Origin of the sequence: Acinetobacter sp. YH12116 (assembly GCF_013418895.1) — a bacterium.
Classification (GTDB): Bacteria; Pseudomonadota; Gammaproteobacteria; order Pseudomonadales; family Moraxellaceae; genus Acinetobacter; species Acinetobacter indicus.
Map to the genome: position 1 here is coordinate 35035 of NZ_VPBE01000005.1, position 18748 is coordinate 53782.

Sequence of the window (18748 nt, forward strand, 5' to 3'; positions counted from 1 at the left end):
CCTTTAACAGCAGAAAAATATGCCTGTAGCTTACCAAAAACTGCTGCCTTCTCCCCAATTACTCCACTTTTAAAGTTTATAAAATATTTTTCCTAAATAGAATCATTTACTTATGAAACAGTTTTATATTTTTTTATGGACAAAATTTGACAACTCAAATTTTGGTCTTTATTATGCGCACATCTTTTAATTATGATCATTTTTTAACCTGTGTGGCGTAGCCACATTTTTTATCTTTCATCCCATGTCATTTTGAATGACGTCATGAGTGCCCACCCTCTTATTGAATTTATCAAACTTGAAAAAGTCTGAGGCCTTTTGCCTCCTGCTTTGTAGGGCATAAATTACTTGTAGCGGAGACAACATGCACAGTAGTTCAACTTCTGGGTCGAGGCTTGGCCTTCACTCTTTTTTCAACTCTCTCCCTTTAAAAGTCTTAGTATTAAGCAGTGCGTTAATTCCGTTTCATAGTATTAATGCAAGTAAAGCAGCGTATCAGTTTGATCGCGTGGTCAATCACAATAAATTGACCGTGGTTTCTGTTTCGAATCCGACCACCGTGTTTCAGAACAGTCAGCATCTGCATGGCTTTGGTTATGACCTGGTGCGCAACTATGCGCATAGCCTGAATGTCAAACTCGAGTTTAAAACCGTACCGGACAATGCGACAGCGTTGCAATGGGTGGCGTCAGGTAAAGCCAACTTTGCCATGACCACTGCCAGTATTCAGAGCATTGAAAACAAGCATCTGACCGGTTTTTCGGCCACCTGTGGCGATTTAAACACCTTGCAGAAAAATGGCCTAAACAGCAATTTAAACTGGGTATTTAAACATGCCGATGATCCGCTGAGCCAGACCGCCAGTGCCTTTGTCTGCCGTGGCAAACAAAGCGGTGCCATCAACCAGCTGGCCTCGTTCTATAACCAGAATGTGGTTAAGCAGGAATCCTGGAATACTATCCAGCGTGACTTAAGCAATCGCATGCCTTTATATAAGGCCAGCTTCCAGCGCACTGCGCAGCAGTATGATCTGGACTGGCATTTACTGGCGGCCATTGGTTATCAGGAATCGTACTTAAAGCCGAACTCTGTTTCACCAACCGGTGTTCGTGGTTTGATGATGCTGACCAACAGCACAGCCAAAGCTATGGGCGTCAGTAACCGTACCGATCCAACCCAGAGCATTCAGGGCGGTGCCAAGTATTACAACCTGATGCTGAACCGTTATAAGCATATTCCGTTTCCAGACCGTAACTGGTATGCACTGGTGGCCTATAACATGGGTCCGGGTGCCGTGAGCCAGATTCAGAAGCGTATTCAGGCCACCGGTAAAAACCCGAACAACTGGGTCAACCTGTATGCTTACTTAGACGGCAATAAAGCCAAGAACGGACGTTATCGTCAGGCCTTACAATACGTGACCCGTATCCGTGCCTATCTGGAACACATCAAGACCACGCCGCAGCTGGTGAATATTTAAATGCTTCACCGTTGATCTTCAAGGCAAAAAAAAGCTTACCTTCGGGTAAGCTTTTTTGTGTCGGGTCACAATCAGGTGGTTTGCGCCAAAACGTTTTTGAACAGGTCTTTTTGCTCTTGGCTTGGTTTTGCAGTTTGCAATGCCATTAATTGAGACATATCGCCTTGTACTTTGATTTTACCGGTCATGAAGGCTTGCATGGCTGCAGCCATATCAAACTCCAAGAACACTTTACGTAAGGTCTCAGCATCCATATTCAGGGTTGTTTTTGCATTTGCAGACAATCCTTTCTGGATTTTGCCACCGTCTAAAGCTAATTCTGTATTGCCTGAAGCATCCGTAACAACCAAATTAATTGCAAGATTCGCAAGCGCAGGTGGTAAATTTAAGTCACCAGCTTGAGCCGTCAGGTTCTCTACGGTTGCAAACCAATCATCAGATAAAAAAGCAGGCATGATTATTCCTCAATTTATTTGTTCATTTGTGTCGCCTGTCCAGACAACATTTTTGTGAAGCAATGATGCTTGTGACCTGTTATAGCATGTAATTATAAAAGATGGCTAAGATTTTTTGTACGATGCGTTCAAATTTTATATTTTTAATACAATATTGAAATAATTCAAATATATAAAAAAAGCACTGAACTGAAGTTCAATGCTTTTTTTGACTATTTAGTCAGCTGCATAGCCTAAATTGACCATGTTGATGCGGTTGGACTGACCATCTTCATTCTCGTGCGAATAACTGCCTTTAAAGTCAAACTCGCGCTCGCTATCGAGTGCTTCAAAGTCAAACAGCTCGCGGTCTGCCAGTTGCGATGGTGATACATTTTGCAATGCACCAAAAATACTGTGCAGACGTTTTGGATGGGCATTGTCCCATTCACGCAGCATGTCATTGATAATCGCACGTTGCAGATTTTCCTGCGAACCACACAGGTTACATGGAATAATCGGGAACTGGCGCATTTGCGCGTATTTGATGATGTCTTTTTCTTCCACATAAGCCAGTGGACGAATCAGCATATTCTTCTTGTCGGAAGATAACAGCTTCGGTGGCATCGCCTTTAAGCTGCCGCCATGGAACAGGTTCAGGAAGAAAGTCGCCAGAATATCATCACGATGATGCCCCAGTGCCACCTTGGTTGCCCCAATTTCCTGGGCAAAGCCGTACAGTGAACCACGACGCAGACGCGAACACACTGCACAGTAGGTTTTGCCTTCCGGGGTCAGACGCTTGGTAATACTGTAGGTATCTTTTTCCAGAATATAATACGGGATATTATTTTCTTCCAGATAACGCGGCAGCACATCTTCAGGGAAGCCCGGCTGTTTCTGGTCCAGATTCACCGCCACCACATCAAAATGAATCGGGGCAATACGTTTAAACTGCAACAGAATATCCAGTAAGGTATAACTGTCTTTACCACCCGAAATACACACCATGACCTTGTCACCGTCTTCGATCATCTTGTAATCACGAATGGCATGACCCACCTGGCGACGCAGCTTTTTCAGCAAACGGTAATACGCAGAGCTGGTTGGCAGTTCTGGTTTAAAATTAAATCCTTGATCGGACTCAACTGGCGAGAACATAGACGAGATTTACCCATAAAAAAAATACCGCGCAATTTTAGCCGATTCAGTCCCGGCACGCATCAAAAGAATGTAATTTCCTGCTTGTCATTTTTTGTCATCTCGCTGTCTTTATTTTTATGCTAATTTGAACGTTTGCGTTCATCTTTTAAGCAAGATGCTTATCTTTTGGACTTTTCCACAGTTTTCCACAAAAGCTGTGGATAACTTTGTGGATTTAAAACAACTTGACAAGGTCACTTGCCTGCAATTGAAGGCTTCTATTTAAATTGATCATTTTTTAATCAATTTTATTTATAATTAAAATCAATGGTTTAAGTGTGTCAAGCAGACCAGAATAAAAAAAAATAAATATTTTTTTTGATTGTTCTGTCAGCAAACAGGGCTTGATTTTTACAAAGTAAACGGGGAAATAAATGTAAAGACTCTTTTCATCAATGTTTTTTTTGTTAAACTCAAACCACCTGTTTGGGGACAGTATGAACTTCGTTACCATAATGAATACGATAATGTATAAAAGATTACATTTTAAACAACTGGCTTTTTGGGGATGTGTGACGCTGCTTGCGGTTGCATCGCACAGTCATGCCGGACAGATTTATGTCTATAAAGACAATAATGGCTCTACCCTGCTGACCAATCGTAAAAGTTCAGACCAGTCCCTGAAAAAAGTCAAAGTGACGTATTATCCCGACAGCAATATTCATCGTTATAGCAACTGGGGCAGCTCTGAAGCATCGGTCTTACCAAGCTATAGCCGCAATAAAAATGCCTTTGACCATATTATCCAGCAGGCCGCGCAGCGCCACGGTATTTCGTCTGGGCTGATTAAAGCCGTCATGCACACCGAGTCCGGCTTTAATGTCAATGCTCGCTCTCCGGTCGGGGCCCAAGGCTTAATGCAGCTGATGCCGGCCACTGCCAAACGTTTTCAGGTTTCTAATGCCTACGATCCTTATGAAAATATTATGGCCGGGGCCAAATATCTGGCCTGGTTACTAAAACGTTTTAACGGTAATACATCCTTAGCATTGGCCGGTTATAATGCCGGTGAAGGCAATGTCGCCAAATACGGTGGCATTCCGCCCTTCCGTGAAACTCAGGACTATGTGCGCCGCGTGACCAGCCGTTATCACAATCTGTATGCCGGTGGTGTCAGCAGTAGCGATCAGGGACCGTTACTGGCCCAATCCAATACGCTTTCTTCTGGTTCGCATTTAACTGCAGCCCAGCCTGCACGCCCATCGCGTGAAATTATTGTTGCCGCAGATGGCAGCTTTACCGATGCACCGGTCCGCTCCTATGCCACGGCACATGCCTCTGCTGCAGCCCGAATCACCATTTCGGACTAAGATGATTTTTTGTTGATTTTCACGATTTTTTCTTGAATTTTTAATACATTCACCGCATATTTACTTGCATGATTTATGAATCAGATTACATTTTCATTTTAAGAGGATTTACTCAATGATGCGGATTGGTTTGTTCTTGCTAACCAACCTCGCGGTACTGGTTGTAGCTGGCATTATTTTGTCACTCTTCGGTGTCGGTAGTTACCATGGCGCGGGTGGCTTAAATCTAGGCAACCTGTTGGTCATCTGTTTTGTCTTCGGTATGGTCGGTTCTTTAATTTCCCTGTTCATGTCTAAATGGATGGCGAAAAAAACCACCGGTACAGAGCTGATTGACCCGAATGCCCCACGTAACCAGGCTGAAGCGTGGTTATTAAATGAAGTTGCACAATTGTCGCAACGTGCTGGCATTAAAATGCCAGAAGTGGGTATCTTCCCTTCTTATCAGTCGAATGCCTTTGCAACCGGCTGGAACAAGAATGATGCTTTGGTGGCGGTTTCAACCGGTCTGCTGGAGCGTATGAACAAAGATGAATTACGTGCCGTACTGGCGCACGAAATTGGTCACGTGGCCAATGGCGACATGGTTACGCTGGCGTTAATCCAGGGTGTGGTCAACGCCTTCGTGATGTTCTTTGCCCGTGTTGCCGGTGATTTCATTGATCGTAACGTATTTGGCCGTGAAGATGGCGAAGCGCCAGGCATTGCCTACTTCGTGATTACCATTGTGCTGGATATCGTGTTTGGTATTCTGGCTTCGGCCATTGTGATGTGGTTCTCGCGTCAACGTGAATACCGCGCCGATGAAGCGGGTGCCCGTCTGGCTGGCAAACAGGCCATGATTTCTGCCCTGTTACGCTTACAGGCCGAATCTGAAATGCCAGATGCAATGCCAAAAGAAATGAAAGCCTTCGCGATTTCTGCCGGTCAGGAACAAGGGTTTAGTCTGGCAGCGTTATTCCAGACCCACCCGACCATTGAACAGCGTGTGGCGGCATTACAGCAGTTAAACCTGCCTTAATAATAATGCCCAACCGTTAAATAGACAAAAGCCTCCATATGGAGGCTTTTGTTTTTATGTGTGATAGATACTGGTTGGAATGATGACAGCTTACTTAAAGATTTAAACCCTGCATCCACTGCCAGACCCATTGCAGCCCGGCCAAGGTCGCCACCACCAGAATGATCAGGAACAACAGGCCTAATAAATCAGGAAGATGAATCCACAGCCAGGCCACCACAGGATTACGCCAGAATGCCGAATATTGCTGCTTCTGCTCCAGTTTTTCATGCAAGAAAGGATGCACCACATGATGGTCACTCTGGATATCATATTCCTGCCGGATATGATCATGCACAATATCCAGCGCCTTACGGCTAGGGCGAATAAAAATATCAAAAATCGTCCCGGCAATCGGAATAAAGCCCACCACCGCATCCATAACCGCCAGCTTCATGACCGGATTCAGTTTGGCATGTGGCACGCCGACCTGTTTGGCTTTATAAATTGCATAACAGGTCAACACAAAACCGGCCAGATCGCCGGCCACCGGAATGGTACTTAAAGCCGCATCAGCGCCCACGCCCTGTTTGGTAAACGGAATCCGCACCACCGAATCCATCATATTGGCAAACTTGGCCAGATCACGCTCCAGGCGAATCACCTCTTGCCGGGAAAGTTTGGGTTTGGTGCTGTGCAGCTCTGTCATGAATCAACCTGATTTTTATCTATTTATGTCATGTTTTTACTATACTCGAGCGCGCTGCTCAAACGTTTTACTGCTTTGTAAATACAGGCTAAAACAACAGCTGTGAGGCAATAAACAGATAAACCACCACCCCGCTGGCATCGCAAATTGAGGTCACCAGAGGTGCCGACGCACTGGCCGGGTCCAGTTTCAGCTTATTGAGAATAAACGGCAGGCTCATGCCAACCAGACAGCCCATCAGCACAATGCCCAGCATACTTAAGGCCAACACCACCGCCACCATCAAATCGCCACGCACATAACCCAGTACCGACACGGCCAGTGCCATGGTGCCACCTAAACAAAGCGCCACCAGACTTTCCCGCCCGAGCAGATAGAACCAGTCACGAAAATGCACATCGCCGGTGGCTAAAGCACGGACCATTAAGGTCGCCGATTGCGCCCCAGCATTCCCGCCACTACCGACCAGCAAGGGCAAGAAGAACACCAGCACAATATGCGCGGCAATAATCTCTTCAAAATGGGCAATCCCAAAACCGGACAGCAAACTGCCAAACACCAGAAATACCAGCCAGAACACGCGCTGGCGATATAAAGATAAAATTGGTGCATTTTTCAGGCTCAGGTTGGGCAAGGATTCAATCGCACCGGATTTTAAAATATCTTCAGTAGTTTCGGCCTCGACAATGTCCATGGCATCATCATAGGTGACAATCCCGACCAGACGCTGCGCCTGATCAACAATCGGCAAGGCCAGAAAATCATAATGCGCCAGCTTCCAGGCAATCTGTTCCTGATCTTCATCGACCTGGCCCATCACCAGATCCGTGGTCATGAGATGCTGCAGCTGTACCTCTGGCGCGGCCTGAATAATCTGCCGCAAGGACACCACACCGAGCAGATGCTGTAGCGCATCGACAATATAAATCAGGTACAGGGTTTCCCGGTCTGCCGCCACCTGACGCAACTGTTCAATCGCCTGCTGGATCGTCAGCTCTGGGGATAAAGTCACAAAATCCGAACTCATGATCGCCCCGGCAGATTCTTCCGGGTAAGCCGCCAGCTGCTGAATTTGCTGACGTTTTTCCGGGGCCAGCTCGGCCAGAATCCACGGCTGTAGCGTCGGACTCAAACCTTTAAACAGGTCGGTCCGGTCATCTGAATGCATGGCACTCATCAGCTGCAACAAATCGGCTGGGTCCAGCTGTTCGGCAATTTGCGCCTGCACAGTTTTTGGCAAAAACTCAAAGATCAGCGCGGCCTGCTCCAGGGTGGGAATCAATCGAACCTGCGCTTGCAGCGACAGCTGTTCAATCCAGACCGCCAAATCGGCCGGATTCATATGCGCAATCAGGGTCTGTACCCGCTCTGGATGCTGCTGCAAAATGGCCTGTTCCAGTGCCTGAAGTTCAAAAGGATTCAGCATAAACTCTCATCATTATTCTTGGTTATTTTTTAAAATGTAAAGTGATTTGCACTGCATCTGCGTGCTGCCGCAGTGTCCCTGAAGCAGCAGCATTTTTCTCTGTATAAACCCGGCGGATCAGGCCTGTTTCAGTTTAAAGATCGAACGCACCAGTACATACATAAAGGGAATAAAGATCAGCACCAGAACCGTACCGAAAATCACTCCACCCAGCACACTCACGCCAATTTCCTGACGGCTGACCGCACCGGCACCAAAGGCAAATACCAGCGGAATGACCCCGGCCCCAAAGGCCAGCGAGGTCATCAGAATAGGACGTAAACGCAGACTCGCTCCTTCCAGTGCGGCTTCCACGGCGCTGCGCCCCTGCTGCTGCGCCATCGAAGCAAACTCGACAATCAGAATCGCATTTTTACAGGACAGGCCGATGGTGGTCAGCAGTGCAATCTGGAAATAGATATCATTCGGGAACCCGGCCAGGTAGCTGAACAGGATATTACCACCAATACCCAGTGGAATCGCGCTCATCACCGCAGTTGGAATGGTCCAGCTTTCATACAGCGCTGCCAGACACAGGAAGATAAAACCAATTGATACCAGATACAACAATAAAGCCTGATTGCTGGACTGCTTTTCTTCAAAGGACAAGCCGCTCCAGGCCAGATCAACACCGTCCTGCTGGTCAACCAGCTGCTGAATATCCTGCATGGCCTGACCGGAGCTGGCACCGGCTGCGGTATCGGCTTCCATTTCCAGTGCGGTATAGCCCATAAACCGGTTCACCACTTCTGGTCCGCCACCCCAGCTCAGGGTAGAAAAATTACCAAATGGCACCATCTGCCCGTTGGCATTACGCACCGACCAGGCCTGTAAATCTTCCGGGGTGGCACGGAACTCGGCATCACCCTGCATAATCACCCGTTTAATCCGGCCACGATCAATAAAGTCATTGATATAACTGCCGCCCCATGCCGCCGACAAGGTGCTGTTAATCGCGCCTTGGCTCAGGCCATTGGCCATGGCCTGTTTCTGATGAATATTGACATTCAGCTCGGCTTTTTCCGGATTGGATTTTTTATCCAGATTGGCAAAGCTGGAATAACGGTCGGCCTGACTGCGCAGGCTCTGGAATTGCTGCTCCAGATAATCACGGCCCTGCCCATTTAAATCTCGCAGCCAAAACTGCAGGCCATCGGTCTGGCCTAAACCGCGCACCGAGGCCGGCATCCCAATCATAATCTGCGCATCCGGATGACGCTGGAAATGCTGCATGGCCCGCTCACGAATTGCCTGCGCAGCATTGTCACTGCCCGGACGATCATCCCAGTGTTTCAGCGCAATAAAGCCCTGCCCCAAGTTCTGACCAGTACCTGAGAAATTACGGCCATAGCGAATCATCACCAGATCAACATTGGCCTGTTCCTGTGCAATAAAATAGGCACGAATCGTTTCCCCAACTTCACGGCTTTTTGACAGGGGCGCGCCTTCTTGCAATTTAAATTGTACCGTGAGCATGCCCTGATCTTCACTTGGAATAAAGCTGGTCGGCAAGGCTCGATAGAACAAGGCAAATACCCCGATTAAAGCCACAAAAATCACCAGAGAGATGGTGCGATGTTGCAGGGTCCAGCTTGAAGAACGCAGATAATGCTGTTTCAGATTTTCCAGTTTCTGATTAAACCAGGCGGCCCATCGGGCGGTTTTCTGCTTTGGCTTTAAAATTAAGGCACATAAGGCCGGGGTTAAAATCAGTGCCACCAGCAAAGATAAGGACATCGCGGCCACCAGGGTGATGGAAAACTGACGGTAGATGACCCCGGTCGAGCCACCAAAAAATGCCATCGGAATAAACACCGCGGTCAGCACCAAGGTAATCCCGACCAGTGCCCCGCTAATTTCCTGCATCGACTGGATTGCCGCCTGTTTGGCTGAAAGCTGCTGCTCATGCATCAAACGCTCAACATTTTCTACGACCACAATCGCATCATCGACCAGCAGGCCAATCGCCAGTACCAATGCAAAAAGAGTTAAGGTATTGATGGTCATGCCCAGCACATACAGCACTGTCAGGGTACCTAAAATCACCACCGGTACGGTGATGGTCGGAATTAAGGTAGCGCGCCAGTTCTGTAAAAACAGGAACATCACGATCACCACCAGAATAATCGCTTCAATGAGGGTTTTTACCACCTCTTTCATCGACTCCTTCACAAACGGCGTATTATCGCGTGGATAGACTATCTTGTAGCCTTCAGGCAACTGTTTGGAGAGATGATCAATTTCCTGCTGGATTAAAGCCGAGGTCGCCAGTGCATTGGCGCCAGAGGCCAGGGAGATGCCCAGCGCAGCTGAAGGATAGCCGTTAATCGTATTAAAGGACTGATAATTTTCTGCCCCCAGCTCGACCCGCGCCACATCTTTTAAATAAACAAAACTGCCGTCCTGGGCCGACTTTAAAATTACATTTTCAAATTCTTCGACAGTTTTTAAACGTGAACCGGAGGTGACTTTGGCATTTAAATACTGATCGGTTGCGGTGGGTAAATCGCCAATACTGCCGGCTGCCACCTGGGTATTCTGGGCTTCAACAGCGGCCCGAATATCGCTTGGCATCAAGGCATACTGTTTCAGTTTTAAAGGATTCAACCAGATTCGCATGGCATATTGCGAACCGAAGACATCCACCTCACCCACGCCTTCAATACGCGCCAGATCCTGTTCCAGATGGGTCATCATATAATCGGACAGTTCAATATTGGAACTGTGACCAGCGCTGTCATACAACCCGATGACCATATGGGTATCACCCAGAGATTTGAACACATTCACGCCTTGGCGCTGTACATCTTCAGGCAAACGGTTAATGGCGCTGTTAATCGCATTTTGCACCTGCACCTGTGCGGTATCTGGGTCTGTGCCATTTTCAAAACTGATACTGATACGGCTGCGCCCCGAAGAATCACTGCTCGAGCTAAAATACAGCAGATGATCCAGCCCTCGAATCTGCTGCTCCAGCACCTGGGTCACGCTCTCCTCCACTGTTTCTGCCGAAGCTCCAGTATAAGTGGCACTCACGGTAATGCGGGGTGGTGCAATATCTGGATAACGCTCGACCGGCAAACCTAAAGTGGAAAAAATACCAAACGCCATGACAATAATGGCCAGGACTCCAGCAAAAATAGGACGTTCAATAAAAAATTTTGACAGCATAAAACAGGATCACTTTTCGGTGGCAGCGTTGTTATTTAAGTCTTGCTAGAGCATCAAATTTATCAGCAAAATCAGAAAGCTTAAAAGGGTTTCTCAAATTACCACAGCTAAATAGATCTTCTATGACGACCTATCAAAAAATGCAGTTTTGTCACAAAAATATGCTTGTTTCTCCATCATTCCTCACATATTTGGCTTATACCCTCCCAATTTTGGGATAGCACCTAAACTCATCTAATTTCTATACTGCAGACATGACAATTTGAATAACAAGGAATTCGTGATGAAAAAAACTTTATTATGCTTAACTTTAGCAGGCTTACTCAGTGCATGTGGCGGTTCAGACAATGATTCTGGTAGCAATCAGAATCCACCACCATCAAATCAAACCACTGAGAATTACGGTACTTTTTTAAATAGTTCTGTCGATAATGTAAGCTATGAAACCAGTTCTGGTATAAGTGGCACACTTACAGAAGAGAATAAAACTTTTAAATACCAATCTGGAGATAAAGTTCAATTCAGTATTAGTGGTGTACAAATTGGTGGACTAGTTACAGCTCAGGATAATATTTCTCCTGCAGATTTATTCACAGATGAAACTGCCCAAAAGAATCTACTCAGCTTTATTGATGCTTTAGATTCAGACCCTGATACTGATGGAGTGCAAATTAGTGATGAAATACTTGAGAAGTTAAAAAACATTCCTAGCATTACTTTCGATCAACCCTTTGAGAATTTCTCTACTCAAATTTCAGAAACTAACCTCTTAAATGATCAAGTCTTAGTAAGCCCTGATGAAATCGTTATTAAACAACAACAAGTTTTTTATAAAGATATCGCAGGCACATGGCAATTGCATGAAAATAATAGTGTAGCAGTGATACACATATTAACGAATGGTAATTATATACTCGGACAAGCTTCTCCAAAAGATGCTGAAAGTCAAGCAGGGATTGAATTAGGCTCGCTTCTATGGAACCCTTTAAACAACAGCTTTGAGCCAACTATTACTCACGATACAAATGGTACAGCAGGTCTGTCTCATGCTAGTGATGGTAAACCCTACACTCTAAGCTCGGATGGCACTTATTTAATTCTGCATGAACCTGGTGCAAATAGTACATATAAACTGACACGTGTAAAACAATCATCTGGTTTAGTCGGCACTTGGAAGTTCTCAGAAACTCAACTCTTTGCTTTCTTTGACAATAATTACTACTTCTTCCTAGATGGAGAAGGTGGTGACGATTGCGGTTGGCCTGGAATTGAATATGGTAAGTTATCCATTACAGCAAATACGCTTACACCAACAGAAGTCTTATATGACACCAATGAATGTGGTGGATTACAAGACTCTTGGGATGGCAGTAAAGTTAATGCAACTTATAGCATCTCAGGAACAAGTCTAACCTTACATCCGCAAGGCGAAGACACTTTCACCCTACAACGTAGTAACTAAAAACTCTTAGAAGCTGTCTAAGCTAGACTTAGGCAGCTTTAACCAATATGTTCAAAATGAATGGTACAGCCCATTAATAAATGCATCAATTCAATCTGCGATGTACACCCGGTTTTTTCATAAATATTCTTAAAATAGGTACGCACCGAGCTTAACGTCAGCTTGCAATGCTCTGCAATCTCTTCAAGTTTATAACCATTAATCAGCACCTCACATAACTCAACTTCCCGATTCGACAAGTGATACTGCTGCTTTAAATAATCTTTGGCTAAATAATATTTCTGCCCGGTTTCAGTCACAAAAACCGCGACATAGGCCTGTTCTGGTAGTCCTTCAGTATTTTTTAGCTGGCTTAAATTAAAAGGAATCACCGTTAGCATTAAGGTACTCTGATCAGCTGCTGTCAGCTCAATCACCCCGCCTGGTTCTTTACTCCATTGACTTAAGTCCGAACCTGCCCCCTCAATGAGCTGATCGAGTTTGGCCTGAAAGCCGCGGCCCACTTTTAAATGATTATAACGGTCCAGCTCAATCAGGCTGGAGCGATTAAGAATTGCTTGAGCCTTTTTATTAGAATAGATTAAACAGGACTGCTGATCGAGTAGCAGCACGCCCGTTTTTAAGTGATCTAAAATATGGCCTAAAGCCAGTTTCTGCTGCTTGGCCTGACAAAGCTGCCGATGAATTTGTAGTGCCCGGCGTAAATGCTTACCGATTCGCCTAAGAAATTCATGTTCTTCCGGACTATAAGGCTGAGCATCTGGTGCCCGGTGAATGCCTAAAACTGCCCAACGATGCTGGCCCTGATCCAGTAAGACTGCTGCGATATGACAAATCCCGGTTGGTTCCAGACAACGCTCATAAAAGATATATTCATCAGTGCCTGGCATCTGGCCATAAGACTGTAAGTTTTGCTCAATGGTGTCTCCTACCGCGGTTTGCTGCCATAACGGCGCATGCAGTTTCATATCAATGACTTTAATCCGCTCATCCTGATAGGCATCAATACAGACTTGAGGAATATTATAGGTATGCACAAAGTCATAGCTTGGACTCAACTGGTCCAAAGCGGTAAAGATCGCAGTTTTACTGTTGGTGTAGTGCACAATGGCTTCAATCACTTGTGGCCACAAACGCGTATCCATCGCGGCATCATAAATTAACACAATGATCTGGTGTTCTTGTTCTTTCATCTCTTCCCCAGCTTAATCATTAAGCCCTACCAATTTAATACAAAACATCATCATACATTTAATTATTTTTGAACCACTTATCTATTTCTTACATTTTATGCGACAGATCCCCAAGATATTTTATAGGGTTATAAATCCTTACCCCTATAAAAAAATCCCCGCAAATGCGGGGATTCTGTGTTTAATCCATTCTCAAATTGGTAAATTATTTACCACCGAAAACGTGTGATAGACCAATACGGCCACCCACTTCACTACTACCTGCAACACCCAGTGCAGCACTTAGCGAAGTTTTACCATTTGCAAATACATTTGCTAGACCTAATGCAACTGCTGATTCACCTTCATAGTGACCTACACCACCGAATACAGCCATTTGACCTGCACCGATATTTGGAATTTGCTGTTGTGCCGCTAAAGCGATTGCAATACCACGGTAAGATGTTTTCTCAACATCATCCACACGTTGATTCAATTGATCAACACGTGAATTTAAGTTAGCAGCCGTAGTATTAAACTGAGTTAAGCGAGAATCAACTTCAACAATTTTAGAATCTACTTCTGCTACTTTAGCATCGATAGCTTCAGTAGCGCCAGCTACAGCACCATCAACAGACTCTTTAATGTTATCAACGATACTTACACCATTGATACGGAAGTCACCAGAGTCAACATAGTCAGCAGTGATTTTTGTTGTTGCAGTAGTTTGCTTACCTTCTGAATCAACAGTCGTTTTCTTAACTTCAACGCCATAAACGTTTTGGTCATCTACTTTATTAATCACACCAGTTGAAACTGATTGAGTAGTTTTGATAGTAGCCTCACCAACGTTTTCATTAGCGACTGCAGTAGCACCAGTAACACCAGTAGTTTTTACAATACCTGCTTGAAGTTTAGATTTATCTACAGATGTAACCGATTCGCTATAAGTTACATTTTTATTAGTAATTGTATTATGAACAACTGCTTGTTCAAATTTACCAGTTGTATATGTTGCTGTACCTGTACGAGTTGGTAATAAATCAGCTACATCTGCTGCTGTTACATCAGCAACTCCTGCCAGTGTATAATTACCATCAGCATTTTCAGTTGCTGCATAGAATTTTGAAGCAACTTCATTACCAGCGTCATCATTATAAACTTCAAGAATTGTACGACCATTAATAGTATATTGACGAGTTTTTAATGTCGAACTATTTGCTGCACCTACTTGTTTTTCATTTGTAATAACACTGCCGTCATACTGAAGAGTGCCTAAGCTAAGATCAGCTAATGCAATACCATTACCTGTTAATGCAACAAAATTGTTGCCATCTTTAGCACTTACACCATAAATATTTTTAGATACATCAACTGGCTGACCAGCAGCATTGTAAGCACCAGTGTTACCAATAATACCCGTATTCACATATTTACTTACAGAAGCACCTGGTTGCACTAAAGTACCTTCAAACTCTTCAGTTTCACCTTCTGGATTAATATATGCACCCTCAAGAATTCTGTTTGCTGCACCAACATTACCTTGATAGCCATAAATCAGATGTTCATCATTAACTTCTTTTAATTCATAACCAGTAACTATTGTACCAGTGGTTACATCACTCAACTGACCACCATCAGACAAAGTATTTAAAAGAACATCGCCACCTTTGTATTCAACTAAACGGCTTTGACCTGTTACTTTGTCAGTAACAATCTCAAAGTAACCTTCAGAAGTCGTAGAACCTAATTTAGTCAAACTAACAACATTCTTACCAGATTCAGTCTTATAATTAAAGATCTCATAAGTTTGTGCAGATCCTGTAGAGCCCGTTGTTCCTGTAACCGTGCCCGTACCTAAGTCTACCCAGTTATTACCAGTATTTAATACAGGTGAATAAATATAATCACCATCAAAAATACCTTCTGATTGCTGGGTTGGATTAGCTACTTTAGCATTTGCTGATACTGCTACTACTGCCAAGCTTGCTGCTAAAAGCGTTTTCTGAAATTTCATATAAATTTCCTTCAATTTTTATAAAAAGACTGGCCTACCCTAGGATGATGTAAACCAGCAAAACTGAGTTGAATGTCTGGTTGTTCTGGAGAATGCCATCCACCCGGTTACCGCTGCTCTAGCGGTCCTGAAGCAATAATATACAAACTGAAACAAAAATATCAATCAAAATTTGATTTATTTTAATTAAAAATTTAAATTTATTGCCAAAGATTAAAAAAAATCAACCATAACTTACTGTTTTAAAACATATTATATGAATAAACAAGCATAAACTTTTGGTTTATATTAATTCAATTTTATTGTAATTCTGATTGATAAAATCTGCCAAAAGTATTGCTTCATAAGAAAGAAAGCTATGAGTTACAAATAATTACGTAGAAGAGAGTACAAATAAATGTAGTACAATTGAAATCCCTGTAAAGTTTTCCTAAAATCTACTCTTTGAAAATAGTAGTTTAAATACACTTTAAAAAAGTGTTACATATCGAGGCCTTAATCAGTAAAAATATATGAGTAGCCAACAAGAAAAAATTTTGTTTGCAGAGCGCTTGAAACAAGCTCTCCAGAATTCAAAACACCCGATCAGCCCTACTTATTTATCAAAAGAGTTTAATCATCGTTATGATGGCCAACCTATATCTGTACAGTCTGCAAATAACTGGATATTAGGCAAAGCAATTCCAAATCAAGATAAATTAGCGACCTTAGCAATTTGGCTTAATGTGTCAAATCAATGGTTAAGATTTGGCGATGAAACTGGCAATTTAGAATCCCAGTTGACTGAATTGGACTCATTAGATTTGGATTATTTTCTCAAATTTCGTGCTTTAAAAAGTCAGCAGAAAGAATTGATTAAAAAGTTAATTGATGAACTTAGCCACGGTTAATTTTTTTTGCAAGAAATTCTAAAGTTTTTCTTTCCTGTAGCTCATATTTTCTTATTCGCTCCTCATAGTCTTTTATCTTTTTATATAATGATTTTAACTCCGCCCTACTGACCAATATAAATTCAGTACGGCGCTCAACTACTGCAGCTTCCTCATTGTTTATAATAACTGATTTATCCATAGTATCAAAAAATATCAATTACATATTGATAAAAATATAAACTAAAAGTTCATAAAAACCAATAATAAAACTTTAAAAACCCAACTTTTTTGGGATTTTCCCCAAAACAACTACACAGTTAACACTTACTGGCAGTAATTAAAAATAAGTCTCAGATTCTACTTTATTTTAAACAAAAAATATAACTTTTTATTAATATTTCAATAAAAAAATCCCCGCAAATGCGGGGATTTTTTATGATCGATGATCGGACGATGACTTACATCATGCCGCCCATACCACCCATGCCACCCATATCTGGCATCGCAGGTTTATCTTCTGGGATTTCAGTGATCATACATTCAGTGGTCAACATTAGGCCCGCAACAGATGCAGCATGCTCAAGTGCAGAACGGGTTACTTTCGCTGGGTCAAGAATACCCATTTCAAGCATGTCGCCGTATTCACCAGTTGCAGCGTTATAACCGAAGTTACCTTCACCATTTTTCACAGCGTTGATCACAACAGATGGTTCATCACCTGCGTTTGCCACGATTTGACGAAGCGGCGCTTCGATTGCACGGCGCAGGATGTTGATCCCTACGTTTTGGTCATCGTTGGCACCTGTTACACCGTCAAGTGCTTTGGCAGCACGTACCAGTGCAACACCACCACCAGCAACCACACCTTCTTCAACTGCAGCGCGAGTTGCATGAAGCGCGTCGTCTACGCGGTCTTTTTTCTCTTTCATTTCAACTTCAGTTGCAGCACCGATCTTGATCACTGCTACACCGCCTGCCAATTTAGCAACGCGTTCTTGAAGTTTTTCTTTATCGTATTCAGAAGTCGATTCTTCGATTTGCGCACGGATTTGTTGAACACGCTCAGCGATTTGGCCTGCGTTACCCGCACCATCCACAATCACGGTGTTTTCTTTAGATACAGTTACTTTGTGTGCAGTACCTAAGTGTTCAAGCGTTGTTTGGTCTAACTGCATACCGATTTCTTCAGAAATCACAGTACCACCAGTTAAAATCGCGATGTCTTGCAGCATTGCTTTACGACGGTCACCGAAGCCAGGTGCTTTCACCGCACATACTTTGATGATGCCGCGCATGTTGTTCACAACAAGCGTTGCAAGCGCTTCACCTTCAACATCTTCAGCGATAATTAATAGTGGCTTACCGGTTTTTGCAACTGCTTCAAGAACCGTAATCAGTTCACGGATGTTGCTGACTTTCTTGTCTACCAGCAGGATGAACGGGTTTTCAAGTTCAGCAGTGAGCGTGTCTTGTTTGTTGGCGAAGTATGGAGAGATATAACCACGGTCAAACTGCATACCCTCTACAACGTCAAGCGCATCTTCAAAGCCTGAACCTTCTTCAACAGTGATTACGCCTTCTTTGCCCACTTTTTCCATTGCTTGTGCAATTAAAGCACCTACAGTGGTGTCAGAGTTTGCAGAGATCGAACCGACTTGTTCAATTGCTTTCGAATCAGATGCAGGTTGTGCAGTTGATTTGATTTCAGCCACTAAAGTTTTCACCGCGATGTCGATACCGCGTTTCAAGTCCATTGGGTTCATACCCGCAGTCACTGACTTGATGCCTTCGTTCAGGATGGCTTGCGCCAATACAGTTGCAGTTGTGGTACCGTCACCTGCAATGTCATTGGTTTTAGAAGACACTTCACGAACCAGTTGCGCACCCATGTTCTCGAACTTGTCTTTTAACGTGATTTCTTTCGCAACAGAAACACCATCTTTAGTGATGTGCGGTGCGCCGAAAGAACGGTCGATCACCACGTTACGGCCTTTAGGACCTAAAGTTACTTTCACTGCATCTGCAAGAATGTTGACACCCGCAATCATTTTGCTACGAGCTGAATCACCAAATTTTACGTCTTTAGCTGACATGATTTACTCCAATTTTAAATCTTAACTAAATCTGATAACCATTGAGTTAGTGAGAAATTAGCCTTCTAAAACAGCTAAAATGTCAGACTCTTTCATAATAAGCAGTTCTTCACCGTCTACTTTTACAGTGGTGCCGGCATAAGTACCAAACAATACTTTATCGCCAACTTTCACATCTAATGCACGTACGCCATTGTCTGTGATTTGACCATTACCAACTGCAATGATTTCACCCTGAGCAGGTTTTTCAGCAGCAGAACCTGGCAATAAAATGCCGCCAGCAGTTTTTGTTTCTTCTTCGACACGACGAATTACTACACGGTCATGTAATGGACGAATGTTGCTCATAAATAACTCCAT

The 18748-nt window shown here is 43.8% G+C and carries 15 protein-coding genes; 5 read left to right on the forward strand and 10 right to left on the reverse strand.

What is annotated here, in order from left to right; all coding sequences use genetic code 11:
* The first annotated feature begins 364 nt into the window (after window positions 1–364).
* A complete protein-coding gene (locus FTU54_RS05065) occupies window positions 365–1480 on the forward strand; it encodes a transglycosylase SLT domain-containing protein (RefSeq protein WP_005176374.1) in 1116 nt (371 codons plus the stop codon).
* Between the two features lie 71 nt (window positions 1481–1551).
* Here FTU54_RS05065 and FTU54_RS05070 read toward each other — a convergent pair whose 3' ends face one another.
* Window positions 1552–1935, reverse strand: a complete 384-nt coding sequence (locus tag FTU54_RS05070) for an SCP2 sterol-binding domain-containing protein (RefSeq protein WP_016659963.1) — start codon at window positions 1933–1935, stop codon at window positions 1552–1554.
* A 216-nt stretch (window positions 1936–2151) separates the two neighbouring features.
* Entirely contained in the window at window positions 2152–3075 is a 924-nt protein-coding gene (gene ttcA, locus FTU54_RS05075) for a tRNA 2-thiocytidine(32) synthetase TtcA (protein WP_005176370.1), read from the reverse strand.
* 509 nt (window positions 3076–3584) lie between these two features.
* Between ttcA and FTU54_RS05080 the strand changes: the two genes are divergently transcribed.
* Both FTU54_RS05080 and htpX read left to right on the forward strand, forming a co-directional pair.
* On the forward strand, window positions 3585–4427 hold the full coding sequence (locus FTU54_RS05080) for a lytic transglycosylase domain-containing protein (protein WP_034597413.1): 843 nt from the start codon (window positions 3585–3587) through the stop codon (window positions 4425–4427).
* Window positions 4428–4542: 115 nt separating this feature from the next.
* Window positions 4543–5448 carry a protease HtpX gene (gene htpX, locus FTU54_RS05085; protein WP_005176364.1) on the forward strand — a complete coding sequence of 302 codons (906 nt, stop codon included), beginning with the start codon at window positions 4543–4545 and terminating at the stop codon, window positions 5446–5448.
* A gap of 94 nt (window positions 5449–5542) precedes the next feature.
* On the opposite strand, the gene FTU54_RS05090 is transcribed toward htpX, so the two are convergent.
* The 3 genes from FTU54_RS05090 to FTU54_RS05100 all read right to left on the reverse strand — a co-directional run bounded on the left by FTU54_RS05090 (window position 5543) and on the right by FTU54_RS05100 (window position 10772).
* Entirely contained in the window at window positions 5543–6136 is a 594-nt protein-coding gene (locus tag FTU54_RS05090) for a DUF4112 domain-containing protein (protein WP_180054309.1), read from the reverse strand.
* 88 nt (window positions 6137–6224) lie between these two features.
* Window positions 6225–7562, reverse strand: coding sequence for a magnesium transporter (gene mgtE / locus FTU54_RS05095; protein ID WP_005176359.1), 1338 nt, complete (start codon window positions 7560–7562; stop codon window positions 6225–6227).
* Between the two features lie 117 nt (window positions 7563–7679).
* A complete protein-coding gene (locus FTU54_RS05100) occupies window positions 7680–10772 on the reverse strand; it encodes a multidrug efflux RND transporter permease subunit (RefSeq protein ID WP_180046066.1) in 3093 nt (1030 codons plus the stop codon).
* 283 nt (window positions 10773–11055) lie between these two features.
* Between FTU54_RS05100 and FTU54_RS05105 the strand changes: the two genes are divergently transcribed.
* Window positions 11056–12234, forward strand: coding sequence for a hypothetical protein (locus FTU54_RS05105; RefSeq protein WP_168381651.1), 1179 nt, complete (start codon window positions 11056–11058; stop codon window positions 12232–12234).
* A gap of 38 nt (window positions 12235–12272) precedes the next feature.
* Here the strand turns inward: FTU54_RS05105 and FTU54_RS05110 are convergent, their stop codons facing one another.
* The gene (locus FTU54_RS05110) at window positions 12273–13427 is read right to left on the reverse strand and encodes a LuxR C-terminal-related transcriptional regulator (protein ID WP_180046068.1); all 1155 of its coding nucleotides are present in this window, start codon (window positions 13425–13427) and stop codon (window positions 12273–12275) included.
* Between the two features lie 205 nt (window positions 13428–13632).
* A complete protein-coding gene (locus FTU54_RS05115; RefSeq protein WP_180046070.1) occupies window positions 13633–15423 on the reverse strand; it encodes a YadA C-terminal domain-containing protein in 1791 nt (596 codons plus the stop codon).
* A 512-nt stretch (window positions 15424–15935) separates the two neighbouring features.
* On the opposite strand from FTU54_RS05115, the gene FTU54_RS05120 reads away from it, so the two are divergent.
* Window positions 15936–16313, forward strand: coding sequence for a hypothetical protein (locus tag FTU54_RS05120; protein ID WP_180046072.1), 378 nt, complete (start codon window positions 15936–15938; stop codon window positions 16311–16313).
* On the opposite strand, the gene FTU54_RS05125 is transcribed toward FTU54_RS05120, so the two are convergent.
* The 3 genes from FTU54_RS05125 to groES form a co-directional block, all read right to left on the reverse strand.
* Window positions 16300–16494: a hypothetical protein gene (locus FTU54_RS05125; RefSeq protein ID WP_180046074.1), complete on the reverse strand. Its 195-nt coding sequence runs from the start codon at window positions 16492–16494 to the stop codon at window positions 16300–16302. The two genes, FTU54_RS05120 and FTU54_RS05125, sit on opposite strands and share 14 nt — an antisense overlap.
* A gap of 259 nt (window positions 16495–16753) precedes the next feature.
* Window positions 16754–18388: a chaperonin GroEL gene (gene groL, locus FTU54_RS05130; RefSeq protein WP_180054307.1), complete on the reverse strand. Its 1635-nt coding sequence runs from the start codon at window positions 18386–18388 to the stop codon at window positions 16754–16756.
* 57 nt (window positions 18389–18445) lie between these two features.
* Window positions 18446–18736 (reverse strand): co-chaperone GroES, encoded by a 291-nt coding sequence (gene groES, locus FTU54_RS05135; protein ID WP_004810787.1) that lies wholly within the window; start codon window positions 18734–18736, stop codon window positions 18446–18448.
* Window positions 18737–18748 lie beyond the last annotated feature (12 nt).

Bases quoted from the DNA above. Each gene is read 5' to 3' on its own strand.
- FTU54_RS05090 (WP_180054309.1), bottom strand. From the start codon at position 6,136: ATGACAGAGCTGCACAGCACCAAACCCAAACTTTCCCGGCAAGAGGTG.
- FTU54_RS05105 (WP_168381651.1), top strand. From the start codon at position 11,056: ATGAAAAAAACTTTATTATGCTTAACTTTAGCAGGCTTACTCAGTGCA.
- FTU54_RS05065 (WP_005176374.1), top strand. From the start codon at position 365: ATGCACAGTAGTTCAACTTCTGGGTCGAGGCTTGGCCTTCACTCTTTT.
- FTU54_RS05100 (WP_180046066.1), bottom strand. From the start codon at position 10,772: ATGCTGTCAAAATTTTTTATTGAACGTCCTATTTTTGCTGGAGTCCTG.
- FTU54_RS05115 (WP_180046070.1), bottom strand. From the start codon at position 15,423: ATGAAATTTCAGAAAACGCTTTTAGCAGCAAGCTTGGCAGTAGTAGCA.
- ttcA (WP_005176370.1), bottom strand. From the start codon at position 3,075: ATGTTCTCGCCAGTTGAGTCCGATCAAGGATTTAATTTTAAACCAGAA.
- FTU54_RS05125 (WP_180046074.1), bottom strand. From the start codon at position 16,494: ATGGATAAATCAGTTATTATAAACAATGAGGAAGCTGCAGTAGTTGAG.
- FTU54_RS05110 (WP_180046068.1), bottom strand. From the start codon at position 13,427: ATGAAAGAACAAGAACACCAGATCATTGTGTTAATTTATGATGCCGCG.
- groL (WP_180054307.1), bottom strand. From the start codon at position 18,388: ATGTCAGCTAAAGACGTAAAATTTGGTGATTCAGCTCGTAGCAAAATG.
- groES (WP_004810787.1), bottom strand. From the start codon at position 18,736: ATGAGCAACATTCGTCCATTACATGACCGTGTAGTAATTCGTCGTGTC.
- FTU54_RS05070 (WP_016659963.1), bottom strand. From the start codon at position 1,935: ATGCCTGCTTTTTTATCTGATGATTGGTTTGCAACCGTAGAGAACCTG.
- FTU54_RS05080 (WP_034597413.1), top strand. From the start codon at position 3,585: ATGTATAAAAGATTACATTTTAAACAACTGGCTTTTTGGGGATGTGTG.
- htpX (WP_005176364.1), top strand. From the start codon at position 4,543: ATGATGCGGATTGGTTTGTTCTTGCTAACCAACCTCGCGGTACTGGTT.
- mgtE (WP_005176359.1), bottom strand. From the start codon at position 7,562: ATGCTGAATCCTTTTGAACTTCAGGCACTGGAACAGGCCATTTTGCAG.
- FTU54_RS05120 (WP_180046072.1), top strand. From the start codon at position 15,936: ATGAGTAGCCAACAAGAAAAAATTTTGTTTGCAGAGCGCTTGAAACAA.